Origin of the sequence: Bacteroides sp. MSK.18.37 (assembly GCF_019129155.2) — a bacterium.
In the GTDB taxonomy this organism is placed as follows: Bacteria; Bacteroidota; Bacteroidia; order Bacteroidales; family Bacteroidaceae; genus Bacteroides; species Bacteroides ovatus.
The window spans coordinates 2,902,600-2,918,773 of the sequence record NZ_JAHOIB020000001.1 but is presented as its reverse complement, the minus strand read 5'-3'; the positions used below and the strand labels follow the sequence as shown (position 1 = coordinate 2,918,773).

Annotated in this window: 10 protein-coding genes; 6 read left to right on the top strand and 4 right to left on the bottom strand. The window is 43.3% G+C overall.

From position 1 onward, the window contains the following. Positions 1-13 precede the first annotated feature (13 nt). The 6 genes from KSX81_RS11940 to KSX81_RS11915 all read left to right on the top strand — a co-directional run bounded on the left by KSX81_RS11940 (position 14) and on the right by KSX81_RS11915 (position 8,532). The gene (locus KSX81_RS11940) at positions 14-787 is read left to right on the top strand and encodes a radical SAM protein (RefSeq protein ID WP_118418434.1); all 774 of its coding nucleotides are present in this window, start codon (positions 14-16) and stop codon (positions 785-787) included. 336 nt (positions 788-1,123) lie between these two features. Next, positions 1,124-2,419: a TolC family protein gene (locus tag KSX81_RS11935; protein WP_118418435.1), complete on the top strand. Its 1,296-nt coding sequence runs from the start codon at positions 1,124-1,126 to the stop codon at positions 2,417-2,419. A gap of 21 nt (positions 2,420-2,440) precedes the next feature. Further along, positions 2,441-3,481 carry an efflux RND transporter periplasmic adaptor subunit gene (locus KSX81_RS11930; protein ID WP_118418436.1) on the top strand — a complete coding sequence of 347 codons (1,041 nt, stop codon included), beginning with the start codon at positions 2,441-2,443 and terminating at the stop codon, positions 3,479-3,481. Then, a complete protein-coding gene (locus tag KSX81_RS11925) occupies positions 3,478-6,534 on the top strand; it encodes an efflux RND transporter permease subunit (RefSeq protein ID WP_217725720.1) in 3,057 nt (1,018 codons plus the stop codon). Before KSX81_RS11930 ends, KSX81_RS11925 begins: the two co-directional genes overlap by 4 nt. Before the next feature lie 138 nt (positions 6,535-6,672). Next, positions 6,673-7,761 carry a sensor histidine kinase gene (locus KSX81_RS11920; protein WP_118418438.1) on the top strand — a complete coding sequence of 363 codons (1,089 nt, stop codon included), beginning with the start codon at positions 6,673-6,675 and terminating at the stop codon, positions 7,759-7,761. A 3-nt stretch (positions 7,762-7,764) separates the two neighbouring features. After that, positions 7,765-8,532 carry a LytR/AlgR family response regulator transcription factor gene (locus KSX81_RS11915; RefSeq protein WP_118418439.1) on the top strand — a complete coding sequence of 256 codons (768 nt, stop codon included), beginning with the start codon at positions 7,765-7,767 and terminating at the stop codon, positions 8,530-8,532. A 7-nt stretch (positions 8,533-8,539) separates the two neighbouring features. On the opposite strand, the gene KSX81_RS11910 is transcribed toward KSX81_RS11915, so the two are convergent. The 4 genes from KSX81_RS11910 to KSX81_RS11895 all read right to left on the bottom strand — a co-directional run bounded on the left by KSX81_RS11910 (position 8,540) and on the right by KSX81_RS11895 (position 16,167). Further along, positions 8,540-11,326 (bottom strand): triple tyrosine motif-containing protein, encoded by a 2,787-nt coding sequence (locus KSX81_RS11910; RefSeq protein WP_118418440.1) that lies wholly within the window; start codon positions 11,324-11,326, stop codon positions 8,540-8,542. A gap of 186 nt (positions 11,327-11,512) precedes the next feature. Then, positions 11,513-12,730, bottom strand: coding sequence for a BACON domain-containing protein (locus KSX81_RS11905; RefSeq protein WP_118418441.1), 1,218 nt, complete (start codon positions 12,728-12,730; stop codon positions 11,513-11,515). A 104-nt stretch (positions 12,731-12,834) separates the two neighbouring features. After that, positions 12,835-14,529 (bottom strand): DUF5597 domain-containing protein, encoded by a 1,695-nt coding sequence (locus tag KSX81_RS11900; RefSeq protein ID WP_181990054.1) that lies wholly within the window; start codon positions 14,527-14,529, stop codon positions 12,835-12,837. A 9-nt stretch (positions 14,530-14,538) separates the two neighbouring features. Then, complete coding sequence (locus KSX81_RS11895; protein WP_118418443.1) at positions 14,539-16,167, bottom strand: glucoamylase family protein; 1,629 nt, start codon at positions 16,165-16,167, stop codon at positions 14,539-14,541. Positions 16,168-16,174 lie beyond the last annotated feature (7 nt).

Sequence of the window (16,174 nt, the reverse complement as noted above, 5' to 3'; positions counted from 1 at the left end):
TAATTAGAATAAGATGACTATTATTTTTCCTTCACCCATCTTCGGCCCTATTCATTCCCGCCGTTTGGGCGTTTCTTTGGGAATCAATTTATTGCCGGATGACGGTAAGGTTTGTTCGTTCGACTGCATTTACTGTGAGTGTGGCTTCAATGCCGAACATCGTACGAAAAAACTTCTTCCTACCCGTGAAGAAGTCCGCATGGCTCTCGAAGAGAAACTGAAAGACATGCAGGCAAACGGTCCCGCTCCCGATGTATTGACCTTTGCCGGAAATGGTGAACCGACTGCGCATCCCCACTTCCCGGAAATCATAGAAGATACTCTTGCGCTTCGCGACAGGTATTTCCCAAAAGCGAAAGTAAGTGTATTGAGTAACTCTACATTTATCGACCGTCCTGTCGTATTCGAAGCACTGAACAAGATAGATAATAATATCCTGAAACTGGATACGGTGGATGAAGAATACATTCATCTGTTGGATCGTCCTAACGGAAAATACTCTGTTAAGAAGATCATCGAAAAAATGAAAGAGTTTAAAGGAAACTGCATCGTACAAACGATGTTCCTGAAAGGAAGTTATCAGGGAAAAGATGTAGATAATACATCTGATAAGTATGTGCTCCCCTGGATAGAAGCAGTGAAAGAAATCGCTCCCCGTCAAGTGATGATTTATACGATTGACCGGGAAACTCCCGACCACGATTTACAGAAAGCTACGCATGAAGAGTTAAATCATATTGTAACTTTATTGGAGAAAGAAGGCATTTCGGCAACAGCCTCTTATTAAAAATTACTTTTTAAGGATGTGTTTTTAATAAAATCACCATCGTAAATGAAGTGCACCCCAAAAGTTAGACACAGAACTTTTGGGGTGCACTTCATTTTTAATTTATAAGGACTTTGAGACACTCTCAAGCAAAAACTCAGATAATTGGATTCAAATTCTTTGGTTTCTGAATGATTATAGCATGACATTCTTATGAAACGAAGGCTTACTTATTCAACAATTCATTTCGATAATTTGCAACTCATTCTGTAAATAAGACTGTTTATCTCATAGGTTATATACGTCAGTAACTATCTCGGTAATTTTGCATCAGAATAAACTAATTTATTATTTCTGATGAGAACAGTTTTAATCTTGCTATTTGTACTTATCCCATTGGTAGGGAAAGCACAGGAATACTCTCTGGAGCAATATCTGGAGAAAGTGGAACGGGAGAATATGAGTATTAAGAAAGCTCAAAATGACACGAAGCAAAGTGGGGAGGACGTGAAAATGGCTCGTTCGGAATATCTGCCAAGTATTAGAGCCAATCTGGGCTACCGGCGTGATTTTAATGGAAGTTATATGTATGTCAATGGTGGTGACCAGGAAGGAACAGAAGGTTTACCTAATAAATTTCCTGTGAATTTCAAAAATACACTAAACGGTGCGCTTACTTTGGAGCAATCTATTTATAATGCTCCTGCTCTTGCTAATCAGAAAATAGCCAAATTGGCAAATGCTTACATGAAGTTATCACAGTTGGACCAAACCAATGAGGTGATGAAGCAAGGCACTCTTCTTTTTTATCAAACGCTCTATATAAAAGAATCTCTTATTGTTTTTGAAGAGAATAGTGCTTTGGCATGGAACCAGTTTCAACAAGTCCGCGAGATGTTTGCCAATGGACTTACCAGCGAATTTGCTATGAAACAGTCCGAACTCTATTACCAGCAGACATTGCCCGATATTGAAAATACCCGTAAAACACTTGGGAATCTGCTGCGGGAACTTCGCCTGCTTGCCAGTATGAAGGAAGAAGAACCGTTTGAGATAAAAGGCGAAATTGCTTTGGCAGATGATACTCTTAAAATGGTTAATGAAGAAATCTTTCCCGTTGGAACTCTAAAAATGGAACAGAGTATCAAACGAATGGATTTGGCAAAACAGGAAATCGCCTTGTCTAAAGCGGCATTTCTTCCCAAACTTACTTTCAACCTGGGTTATACATTGGATGCTTTTGATGATAAATTCCGGTTCAAAGACAGAAACGGAGTCGGTTATGGAACCATTAACTTAAGTATCCCGATTTTCTCCGGTGGATTTAATCTGTCCAAAGTACGCAAATCACGCCTTGCTTACGAAAAGAGCAAAATGGAATATATTGACCTTGGCAACCAATTGGAGAAAGATTACCTGAATTTACTGACAGATAAAAACGTAGCCTTTACCCAAATTCGCACTCACCGGAAAATGGTAGAACTGGCGGACAAGGAAATACAGGCTTCGGAAGAGAAACTTCGTCTGGGGTTGATTACCAACCTCGAACTCCGAGAGACTCGCATTTCCTATATCCAGGCAAAACTACAGCTTCTTAACGCCACTCTGGACTATCGGGCGGCAGTTGTGAATATTAAGAACTTACTGAAATAATCATTAAAAACAGACGATAACATGAGAAAGATTAAAATGATGGTGGGAATGGTAATTCCCTTACTGGGATTGGCTTCCTGTGGCGGAAACCCGACATCACAGACTCCTGTGGAGAACTTAAAAGATGCGGCAATTATTGTTAACACTGCCCGAATAGCGTATGACGATAGCAGTGAGGAAAAACTCTATCATGCGGATTTAGCGTATGCACGTTCCTTTAAGTTCGCACCGCAGGCAGACGGCATTGCTACCAAAGTGATGATTCGCCCCGGACAAAAGGTATCTGAAGGGCAGGCACTTATTGCTTATCCGATACAGAACTATCAGCTCCAAGTGGAACAACAACATACTATTTACAAAGATATGCTGAGTAAACTTGAGAAACAGAAAGTGCTTCTAGCCAAAGGATTCGTAGCCCGACAGGCAGTGGAAGACCTTGAACTGGAAGTGAAGAACAAAGCCAAAGAAATACATATACTGGAAGAACAATACGTGGTGAAAGCTCCGTTCGCGGGCACTATCACAGATGTGTCTATCAAAGAAGGAGACCACGTTGTATCTGGTACACAACTTTTTATTCTGTCTGAAACGGACAAACTTGCCGCAGAATACTTTGCTTCCATGGAAGAGGCTTTTCAAATAAAGGAAGGAGACAGTGTGACGCTTGAATTAGGTTCGTCACTACCCGAATTGCAAGGTAGAGTGACACAGAAAAGTACTATCATGGACGATACCCGTAAGGCTTTTCGAATCAAAGCAGAATTTAGTAATCAGCAAGCCATAGCTGCCGGAGGAATTACCGCCAACATCCGAATGAAATTGGCGGGAAGCGGTAATTCCATTCGCATACCTCTCACAGCTATCGCTTCTGTAGGAGGGAAGGATCTTATTTATAAAGCCGCACATGGACGAGCTGTTGCCACTCCGGTACGTATTGTCCGCATTGTAGGCCAACAGGCGATTATAGAAGGTAATGTAAAGCCGGAAGACGAATATGTTACCGTGGGAGTAGAAAAAATATCAGATAAATCGGCTATTAAAACAATGAATTCCGACTTATGAAACTAACGAAATTTGCAATAGAACGTCCCGTTACCACTACAATGCTCTTCATCGCATTGGCATTCTTCGGAATAATGGCTTATATGAATGTAGGTGTCAATATGATGCCGAAAGTAAACAGCCCTTCCATTATGGTGACAACCGTTCTTCCCGGAGCAACACCCGAAGAACTGGAAAAGAATGTGACTGAGAAAATAGAGAAAGAGGTCTCCGGATTGAGTAACTTGAAACGGGTGATTTCCTATTCGATGGAGAATGTATCTACCGTACAGGCCGAGTTCCGATCAAGCAAGAATGAGAACGAAGCGATGAACGAAGTGAAAGAGAAAGTAGAGTTGGCTATGGCGGAGATGCCTCAAAGCATAGAACGTCCGTTGATACAGAAAACAAATATTGCCGATGCTCCTGTACTCTCTATCGTAATGAGTGGTAACAGGTCCGGCAAAGAGCTATATGACCTTGCCGACAATAAATTGCGGAATCTCTTTACCCGCATCAACGGTGTCACCAAAGTGAATATTATTGGCGGCGAGAAGCGTGAAATCAAGATACTCGCAGATATGCGGCGTGCTGCCGAATTGGGCTTAGATCTCACTCAGGCGGGAGAAGCCATTCGGGCTGCCAATACGAAACTGCCCGGCGGCACCTACGACTATGACGGAATGAACTTCTCTATCGAAACCGGGCAGGAAGTATCTTCTCCGCAAGCTATCAACCAGCTAATGATTCCACATCAGGGCTATCCATTGTCCGTGCGGGAGTTTGCCGTGGTGAGCGACAGCATCAAGCGTCCCACCAACAAATCGACTTTCCATGATTTAAAGAACGACAAGTATTACAGCAGTGTTGTTACACTCAACATCCTCAAAGAACCCAATGCCAATGAAGTGAAGTTGGCAAGAGCCATCAAGGAGAAACTGCCCGAGTTTGAGAAAGAACTGCCCGAAGGAGTGACACTAAGTATCCCGTTCGATAACTCGGCTTATACGGAAAGTGCTGTAGACGATGCTTTGGTGAACGTCATTCTCGGTATTATTCTCACGGGAGCTATCCTGTATCTCTTCATCGGCGACCACCGTACGGTGATTATCGTCAGTATTTCCATACCGATATCCCTCATAGCCAGTTTCATCGTATTGAAACAGTTGAACGCCACGTTGAACATGATGACACTCATGAGCTTTGCCGTTTCCATCGGTGCCCTGATATCAAACTCCATTGTGGTGATTGAAAACATTGTTCGTCTGAAAAAAGGAGGAATACCCATCAAGCAGGCGGCCATAGAAGGAACCTCCGAAGTAACAATGGCGGTGATCGCGTCAACGGGAACCAACTTGGTGGTTTTCCTGCCAATGGCAATGATGTCTTCTATGATAGGTGTGTACTTTGTAGAATATGCGCTGACTATTTCCGTAGCCACTGTCTTCTCTCTGCTTGTGTCGTTCACCTTGACACCCATGCTTGCCAGTGTTCTGTTAAAGAAGGATTTGAAAGCCACTAAGTTCAACCAATTCCTCGACCGTTTCTTCGATCGCCTCTCCGAGCGTTACGGGCGTTCGCTGGAAAAGCTGTTGGCTAAGAACCGCCGGGGTGTCATACTCTTTGTCTCTATGATGGGAGTCTTCATTGCTTCGTTTGGATTGCTGAACTTCATTGATTTCAATTTCATGCCCAAAGAAGATATGAATCGTGTATTTGTGGAGGTCGATCTTCCGGCAGGTTCCTCTTTGGAGACTTCGGGTGAGTATGCCAAGAAACTGGAGAAGCTGATTATGCAGCATCCAGAAGTAACTGCCATTCAAACAGTGATTGGTGAGAAAGGTATCATGCCCAAAGGTCCGAATTTGCTCAAAATCATAACACACCTTTCGCCGGCTGCTGAGCGGGAGAGAAGCAACGTACAATTAGCTGAAATACTGAAGACACAGCCCGACAGCATCCCGGCGGTCAAAGCATTGGTATCTGCCAACGGTATCGAAGGCGGTCTGCCGATTTCCTTCCTGTTGCAGTCGGAAAATGTGGAAGATCTGAAAGCAACGAGTGCCAAGGTAGAAGCTGCTTTACTTGATATGGAAGGAGTCTCCGGCTACGAGGCGAACAGCCGTAACGGGAATCGACTGGTTCGTGTCATCCCACGACAGGAAATCGTTTCGAAACTGAATCTTAGTGTATTTGATGTGGCAACTGCCATCAATAGCGCCATAACCGGCATTAAAGTCGGTGTATATAAAGAGAATGGAAAAGAATATGACATCCGTATCAGCTATAATGAACAGGACATTAGTGATATAGCCCGCATCAAGAACATTCCTGTACTGGTGGACGGAGAACATTACACAGTAGAGCGGTTGGCAGATATTTCATACGATATCTCGCAGGCTCAAATCTATCACGTGAATAAGCTCCCGACGGTGGAATTTGGTATCATGCCCAAAGACAATGTTTCGGATATGGAGATGCAAGGTAAAGTTACTCAGTTGATGGATAATCTTCAGGCACCCAAATCCGTGACCGTGAAATGGGCGGGTATGGCAGACGATATGGATGAGTCGTTGCAAGAACTTTCGTTCACGTTAATTCTGTCTATTATATTGCTATACATGCTAATGGCGTCGCTGCTGGAAAACTTCTGGCATCCGTTTCTGTTGCTCACCACATTGCCGATGGCTATGATTGGGGTACTGGCGCTTGTTTTCCTGAGCGGATCGTCCATGAATATGCTTTCGCTGATTGCCGTTATCACTTTGTTGGGGCTGGCGGTGAACGATAGTATTCTGATATACGATTATAATCGGCAATTGCTTGACCGGGGAGAATCGTTACATCAGGCAACCATTCAGTCGGCAAAGACAAAATTGAAAACGGTGATCATGACCAGTGTGGCTATCGCTATCGGCACACTACCTAATGCACTTGAATTCGGCGGAGGGGCAGGTGCGGCTTTCCGTACCCCGATGGCGTTGGTAACCATCGGAGGTATCGTCACCTCTACTATTTTGACGCTGTATGTGGTTCCTTCATTGTTTTATATGGTGAAGAAGCGTAAACAATAGTTTCATTCAGCCAGTCTGTTTTTGTCAGAAGCAATTCATTTGTAAAAAATAGCAGTTTATTGCCGAACCGATGTATGGTTGTAAATCCTTTCGTATCTTTGTATTATAGGAAAATAAGAAGATGTAAAAACAGTGTATATGAACCATTTTAAAGATAACCTTATGCAGCAAAAAAGCTATATGAACTGGCAGGTGGCTTTCTGCCTTGCAGTCTTTATCACATTGATGTGTGTATTGCCGTTATTTTCTCCCTTGTATCTCAAAATGATGGGTGGAGAGACATTTGGCTTCGTAGACACTGTTCCTAAATATGTATCTTTGTTTTATAGTTCAGGAAACTATTTTATACTTACATTTTTACTCTTCATTTTTAGCTTCCAAATATTGAAGGGGATATATACAACCGCAAGGCGAAATGGGTATCTTATTGTGGGAGTGTTTTTAATTACACTGTTATTTAGCTTCTTACAGTTGTTATTGTATGCTTGTCTGTTCATTCCGGAGAATGTTTGGTCTTTTTCTTCGAACATATTCGGAGCAATTATTTTAAATAATTTGTCGCTGGCTTTAATTACAGTATCCGTCTCGTATATCATTTACTTATCCGAGCGGCGTCAGCACTTGGCTCTTCAATACGAATCTCTTAGAGTGGAAAATATGCAGATACGTTATCAAGCACTTAAGAACCAGGTTGATCCACACTTCTTATTTAATACAATGAGTATCCTTGATTCGCTGGTGGATGAAGACAAGCAGAAAACTCATGAATATATCCAGCGCTTTTCGTCTGTCTATCGTTACATTCTGCAAACCAAGGAAACAGTGACTTTGGATGAAGAACTCCGTTTTGTAGATGATTATTTCGGACTGCTTCAAGTCCGCTATGGCGAGTGCCTTCAGTTAAAAACAGAGATCAATTTTGCATTCAGAAACTATTCTGTTGTTCCGCTCAGTTTACAAATACTGATAGAGAATGCTGTAAAGCACAATATCGTCTCCCGACAGTATCCACTTTGCATCACGATTGAGACTACCATCGATCGCGAATTAATAGTCAGCAATAATTATCAGCCTAAACCGATGTCAAGTGCTGGAGCTGGCATTGGTTTGGCAAACTTATCCGAACGATATATGTTGAAATGGCAGAAGAACATTACTATCGAACAGACAGATAAGCTATTCAGAGTGACTTTACCTTTAGTATTCGAAGCTCCTAAAACTGTATAGACCATGAGAGTAATTATCATAGAAGACGAACAACTGACTGCTAAAAAGCTGGTTGGCTTGTTAAATGAACTAATGCCTGACGCTGTTGTCATGGGTGTATTGCAATCCGTCAGTGAAAGTATTGAATGGTTCAATAATAATCTGATGCCGGACTTGGTTTTTATGGATATACACTTGGCAGATAATCTTTCTTTTTCGATATTCGACAGTGTGAAAATAACATGTCCCATCATTTTTACTACTGCCTATGATGAGTATGCTTTGAAAGCGTTTGAGGTAAATAGTATTGATTATTTGCTTAAACCGGTCAGTCGCGCTTCTTTGCAACGGGCACTGGACAAGTTGAAACGTTTTTCCGGCTTTTATCAACCACAAGAGAACGCTGATTTAATTAAAAAAGTGGCCGATACGATCCTACGGGGAACTACTTCTTATAAGACATCTCTGTTAGTATCTGTCCGTGATAAACTGATCCCTGTTAAAGTCAGTAATATTGCATATATTTATTTGGAAGATAAAAATGCTATTGCTGTGCAATATGATGGCACCAAAAGTCGCATTGGTGGTTTGCTCGATGATTTAATGAAACAGCTCGATCCTGCCATGTTTTATAGGGCAAATCGGCAGTTTATTGTATCCAAGGCAGCTGTGACTGACATAACGACCTGGTTTGGTAATCGCGTGGTGGTTAATCTTTGTGTCTCTGTTCCGGAACGCATCATTGTGAGTAGAACCAATGTACAGGAACTCAAGAAATGGCTGACAGAATAAATACTCTCTAAATGGAAAGTATATAAGACGTCAGACTGCTATCCTGATCGAGATTGAGTTTCCGTTTGAGCCTGTATTTCTTCAACTCCACAGACCGGAGCGCAATCCCCATAATAATGGAAATCTCTTTGGTAGATAAGTTGGCACGTATCAGACAGCAGAATTTCAGTTCCGAAGGCGACAAGTCCGGATATACTTTTTGCATGCGTAGCATAAATTCATAGTGCACTTCTACGAAGTAGTTTTCAAAGGATAATAGCTTATCTTTTTCCGTAGCGCCCTGCTGAATAATTTTCATTAACCGGAGGTAGAGCTTGTTGGGATACCGCTCGCCCAGTTCATTCTTTTGTGTTTCCACTTCTGTAGAAATAGCGTCCAGTAATTCCTGTTTTTGGGTTAAGAAACGCATCCGGTTTTTAAGTTCGCTTTCCTGGTTCCTTACTTTCTCCTGCAATTGTTCGTAGGCTTGATGTTGTAGTTCTTCTGCATGTTTTCTCTGTTCCTCTTCGTATTGTTTGAGTAATCTCTTTCGTTTTCGTTCGCTGAAGAGAGTCACCACTCCGACGGTGATTATCACCAGGAACAACACATATAGCGAAATCATCCATGTCCGTTTGTAGAGAGGCGGAGATACGAGTATCGGGACTATCAATGTATTTTGATTGCTATCCTTTATTTCGAGTTGATAGGTGCCGGACGGCAGGTTGGTGAAGTGGATAGTGCCCGACGTTTGCCACGGACTCCATTCATTCGTTACTCCGGGAAGGCGGTAAGAGATAGAAGTGACATGAGTCCCCAGTCCGGTAGTGACTTGAATAGTGATATTGGTAGCGGTATTAGGCAATTCTATTTCCTGCTGATGGAAATCTGCATAAAAAGTATTGTTATCATAATCGTTGAAACAGAAAGTCTCTATCTGTAACGGGCGTGGATTGGAGACATGGCGGTTTACCATTTTGCTGTTGATAACGACAGTTCCTTCACAGGTAGAAACAAACGTGATTGAATCATTAATTGATTTCAGATTATAATGTTTGTCGTAAAGCATAAGTTCATTATCAACAAACGGCCAGTGCATTATTAATTCGGCAGATAAATCCGCAATGTGATAGAGGAATAACTCTTCATCCGTAGCTACCCAGATATCGTTCTTATAGGCTGGTTTTATAGATTGCAACTTGTTCAGATAGAGAATTTCTCTACTTATTTGTTCTTGTTTTCTAAAACTCTTCCCGGTAATATCGAACATGTATATTCCTTTAGGCGTCGCAAACAGAATCTTATCTTCCACTTTTACCAGACTGATTCTGTTATAATTGGCGTATCCGTCTATTTCGGAGAAGTTCTCGAAATCCGTTATCTCATTCAGGTCTTTGTTGATGCGCAGTCGGAAGATTCCTTTTTCCGGATGGATAGCCCATACCGTATGAAGATTTTCCGGCATGATGTTGGCATAATCTTCCGTATTTATAAGTAAAGACTTATATTTCCAGGTGTTGTCTTTATATTCGAGCAGGGCAATTCCGGAATAAGAACGTAAGAAGATGTATTCATCGCCACGGTCGGCTATATATTCAAACTGTCTGACGCCGTTTATGTTGTAGAACGGTTCGAAATTGGTTTGTCCGGCTTTCATTTTAAACAGTTGGGTGGTAGTGCCGCACAACAATTCATTTTTCAGGTTGCAGAACTGAAGAGGGTACATCGAAGTCTGCATCTTCCTGCCGTCTTCTTCATAAAGATAAATACCTTGGTTGGAGCCGATATAAGTCTTTCCGTCGAAAGATGCCGCATCGAAGAAAGTGCCTATGTCAGTATTTGTTTTCCATAGATAAGTGGCCGGTTCGAGGATAACCGATGATATCCCGTTGTCAAGCGAGAGCCAAAGGAAGTTCTCGGCAGCGAAACACAAACCATGAATATTGAGGTCTTGCAGTTGCGAAGAATGATAATGCGTCTGTTGCCCGCTTTTCAGGTTAATCAGGAACAAGCCGTCGCCTATGGTTCCGACAGCAAGTAGTTCGTCTTTCCAAATACTTCCGCAGTCTATCCGGACGGGGATATGATTGGCATTTTCCAACTGGAGTAGCGGGACTATGGTATTACCTTTCAGTGTATATATCTTCCCGCTGGCTTGCCCTATGATATATTCATCATCGGCAATCCGAAACATGAATTTAGTTTCTCCATTCATGAAGATTGTATCCTCGCAGAAGTTTTCCAGCTTATTACTGCGAATTTGCATGAGAGCACCACCGCACTTCTGCGTAAATAGCTTGTCACCTGCCGGATAGAGAGAAACACAACAGTCGTTTTTCACCAGATAACCCATATCCTTGCTGTCATACCAGATAATATTGCCGAAGGAATGGAAATATACTTTGCCTTCCGTTTCGGCTATACTCCAAAAAGTCTCTCCTTTGATTCCAAGCTTATTTACCAGCGGTAGAAGAGACGTATAGTTGATTTTTCCGTTTACATCATATTGCCAGTAGCCGATGTTGTTGTCGCCTGCTGTGTAAATCCGGTCACCGATGCAGCGAACTGTGCGTACGGTACTGCGTTCACCCGGTTCGAGAAGAGTCCAGTCGTTGCCGTTGTATCTTAATAGTCCGTTGTTATTGCTGCTGTAAAGAATCTGTCCGGGAGAAACCGTAATGCCCCAGTTCTGAATCCCGCCTTTGTAGTTTTTATAGTTATAGTTGGTGATTTGCACAGGTGTCTGTGCTGTGCCCGGCGAGAGACAGGCAAAAGATAGTAGGGTGTATAGCCAGAAAATCCAATTGTATCTCATCAGTATTATATTAGCAAGGAATGTACTTACTACAAAGATAAAGAGAAAAATCGAAGATGCAATAATCGGATTTAATTTGGCGGCTGTCGGTGTGGGTACCGATTATTATGTGGGCAAGGGATTGCCACTGAATGATATATATGCCGGACTATAAAGAACCAGCCCGGCATATATGCTAATACACAACTACATTGTTACCTGAAAAGTTTTATAGGTGCTGCTTGTACCATTCCAAAGCCCGTCTGTTCCTGCATAGGCATAAGTTCCTTCGTCTATTCTGAAACGGAAAGTATAATAATATGTTCCTGCAGTCGAGATTTCGGGAGTTTTGCCTTGATAATAGTGATTGTTTCCCCATTGCCCGTTCCAATGGCAAGATTGCCATGTCCAATCGGTTCCCGACGGGTCAGAGTTTGTTGTGGAGTAACCGATTTCACAAGTCACATGTTTGTTGGCAGTGCCTGTTCCCAAGTCGGTTAATCCTTCGATGAATACCTGTGCGCCCGTTTCAAACTGTTCTCCTTGTTGGATAGGATTCTTGGCTGTCCAGTCACCAAGTATTGCCCAATTGATGGATAGTTGGCTGTAATCTTCGATGCTTGCGTATTCTTCTTGTTCTTCCTCTTCTTCTTCTTCTTTCACTTCAAACTTTCCGTTGACGTTTACTTCTCCATCCCATAATCCGCCTGTTCCTGCATATTTGTAAGGTCCCGAACCATTACGGAAACGGAATGTATAAAAGTAAGTGCCGGCAGTGAGGTTTTGAATACGCCCCTGATAATAGAAGTTGTTGCCCCAGTCGCCATTAAACGGACAGGAAGTCCATATCCAATCTTCTCCGGACGGGTCAGTATCGGTAAACGAATAACCGATATCGCAGGTAATCTCTTCTCCTGTTTCGCTGTCGACAGAATTGGTGATGCCGTCGGCAAACACACATGAACCGGCTTCAAAATTGTCTCCCTCATTGAGTACGTTAGAGGCACACCATTGCAGATTGGCCCATGTGATAGGAAACTCTTCATCCGGTCTTTCTCCTTCATCCTGAATACTTTGCTTAACGGTCAGGGTAATAACCTCTTCATCTTGCAGGAAAAAGGTGACATGTCCTTCGCGGGGCTGACCTGTTGCATTGTCGGAGACAGTGACAGCTACATTCGCTATAAAACTCTCATTTACTCCGGGATAGTTGTCCGGGCTTATGGTGATCCAGTATTCGGAAGCAACGGCACTCCAGCGACGGGTGGCGTCTACTTTGACGGCGAGGGTACTTTTATATCCGGTGAATGACAATTCATTCTTGTTGATAGTCAGAGATGCCGGAGCTATCTCTTCGGAATCTTTGCAACTCCAGATGAATAGAGTCGTGCAAAGAGAGATAAATATACAATATATGTGTTTCATACTGTTTAATTATTGGTTATTAGTTTTATACTTATTCATAGATGAATAGGCCTGATCTATTTTATATCTGATTTCTACCCTATTCATATATGAATAAGCTGGTTTTACCGTAAATAGGTTGTCACGCGATATATGCCCGGACTCCAGACTGCCTGATAGGAAGTAGGTGAGTAAACAAATATCTCGTCGCTGTGGTCGGCATTGTAGTTGTTACTCTTTTCCGATGTAAACGTACGACGTCCTTTGGCAATCAGTACAGCGTTGTGGTAAGTCTCGTCACCGTTGAGCAAACGGGTGGCTTTCCACTCACCGTCTGTATCGTAACCGCCTTCCCATACTTGCTTGATATAACCCGTTTTCTTTTTGTCGGTAGAAGTGAAATAAACTTTGAAATTGATTCCGGCAACAACAAATTCATTCTTTCCGGTCCGGATAATCAATCCGTAAGCATCTTCGGCATCGTATTTAATACATAGTTGATAATCGCCCATCGTTACTGTACGTTCCGATTCACCCGGCATTTTCATTACGCCAATCATGCGGTTGCTGCCTTGGTGTTCGGAAATGAGCGGCATCAATTCATTCAGCACTTTATAAGACTGGGCAAAGACGAAATTATCCGCCCCATCTTCGATACCGAAAGGTGAATAACAAAGTGCGCTGTGTTCGCCGAATGACCAAAAAGCATTGGCCGGTTTCATCACTGCTTCGGGAATCAATAACGGATTATCCGCCCGGTGATAGTCTGCTACAATATTCTTAAAGTCGGACAGGTAAATATCCGGAGCAAGCACATCGATATGCGGTGCGGCTGCTTTCCAGATATCCATTACACGGGATACCGGTCCGCCGTTGGGATAAACTCCCGGCATGTCATCGGGCTTTTGCACCAGCCAACAGTTGCAGAAGGTGGGTAGCGGATAAATTTCTTTCGCACCGGCAGAGATAAAATCGATGTAAGTGGCATACTGCCAAGTGGTGTAGAAACTCTTGCTCCAGGCATTATCTCCGAATACCGTTTTCCATGTGCCGGAAGTCTTGGCCCCGTTCTCCTCCCATGCGGAAAGCAGCTCTTTACGCAGGTTCTTGCGGTTCTTCTTCATATACTGAATAAGTGCCTGCGGAATCTCCTGCTCGTATGCCGCAAGTGAGGCTTTCGAGTAGTCCATATCCTGAAAGATACCCACTTCGTTTTCCGGTTGCAGGGCGATGACTGTTCCCGTTGCCTGATCCACCTTTTTGATGTGTTCCACCAATGTTTTGAATGCTTTGGCGTCCGCTTTCATGGCGTTTTCGCAGAAAGGGGAAAGCGTTTCGATTTCTTTGCCTTCCACGTTCTTCACGCGGAAAAAACGCTTGGTATCCTCTTTCACCCAAGTAGGCGCATAGCTCGATTCTCCGTTCTTCCAACTTCCGAACCACAGGATAGACAGTTTGAATCCATTCTTTCGGGCTCCATCTATCATATTGTTTATCAATGTATAATCAAATATACCCTCCTGCGGTTCAAACTGTTCCCAAGCGATGGGGGCGAGCACCGTGTTCAGGTTCAGTGTTTTTAAGGGAGTCCACAGACTGTTCAAATATTCGGTGGTTGAGGCCGAAGAGTTGTGCAGTTCGCCTGCCAGCATGATGAAAGGTTTTCCGTTCACTATCAGTTGCCAGCTTCCGTGTTCGTTTTTTACGAGTTTGGAGGGAACTTCGGTATTCGTTGAAGTATACATGGGGGGACGGGCATTCATCATTGATGTTCCCATTAGTAAAATCAGGCACACTATAGTAGTCAATAATTTCTTCATCGTTGTTTTTTATCTTAAAGTTACAGGAATAGAATAAGACTGGTTTGCACCGTCGGTCACTGTGAGCGTGTATTTCTTTCCTCTTAGGATGGAGTTGTCGAAGAAAGAAATGATATTAGTGCCTGCTGACAGCTCGATATTGGTGCGGTAAATCTCTTCGTTTTTCATATTAGTCAGTATGAGCAGTCCGTTGCCCGAAGCCTTCGTATAGAAATCTATTTCATACTTTTCACGGTCGGGGTGACGCATCATGTCATACACGTGGGTTGCGGTGTTGACTGTTGCCAGATAAAATCCCGGGGTATATTCGGGAGTCGTTTTGATTTCTGCCAGTTGGAGGCCTTTCTGTACATACTCGTTTTTCATCAGCAGTTTCCAGATAAGTCCCGTGCGGTAGTTTTCCATCATGATAGCCATCGGTGCGTGCTCCATGGCCAGGTATTCCGTTCCTACGGATTTGTCGGAAGGGCAGTAGGATATGTTAAGTCCGTAGGTGCCGTTCAGTTTCGGGTAGTTTCTTATCAGGTTCATCAATACTTGTGTAGAATAGAACGGGGTATATGGAAAAGCGCTGATTGCTGCCGTAGGTGCAATGATACCGTCGTCTTTGAATGGTTCGCGCGATTTGTATTCGGGGTTTTTGCCACAACCTCCACAGGCGGTTAGTCCCCAGTCGGATTCCGAATATTTATATTCTTCCGGAGCTTCGTATATGCAGTAATGGCGGTTGACCATTGTATGGCTTACGTTCTGTGTCCAATAGTAGGTATATTTGTCTTCCATGGCTCTGGGGTCCAGTCCGAGGAAAGAATATTGGGACAGGAAAAGTGCGTTGCCATATTCAGTGCCCAATGGCATCAGGTAACCATACGTTTTTCTGCCGGGCGTGGCAAAGTTGCGGCCTTGCCAGCAATTCTTGTAGATATCTGTCGATACTTTATGGTTGTCCGGTGCGGCCATCGCCAATATGTATACCAACAGAGTTTCGTTCCAGCCTATCAAAGGCAGTTCGTAGGTATTGGTATCTTTGTGCCATATCCAGTATAAGCGGCCGTTGTTTACGAAATGGTTCCATTCGATGGTTTCCCAAAAATAGTGTGTCGTTTCGCGGATTTCCTTTTCGGCTTCGCTGTTACCGGTGAAATATTCGCAGGCAGTCAATAAGCCGCCCATCATGAAAGCTGTTTCCACAATTTCTCCGGCCTCATTCTGGTTTCCGAAGGGGAGAGTTTTGCCGTCGGGTCTGTACCAATGTGCCCAGGCTCCGGCAAAGCGGTCGGCTGTTTTCAGGAAGCGGACTATCTTTACGATATGGTTGGCAGCATCTTCACGGCTGATCCAGCCGCGCTCCACTCCTATCACAAGATTCATGATCCCCATTCCTGTGGCACCTGTGGTAAGGGTTGTTTTACTTGTAGATCCGTTGTAAGCCATTCCGGTTGCCTGATTGGCACCTTCATAGAAATAACTGATAACCTTCTGCTGCTGGTCGTTCATGGCAGCTTTCACGGTAAGCGGCGAATAGGTGTTGTCGTTGTTCACGGTAGATTCGCCCAATGTCGATTCATCTTCCACGCAGTTGCACAATATGAGTGCCGAGAACAGGGCAGCGGTTATATTTAATATCATCTTTGACATATTTATA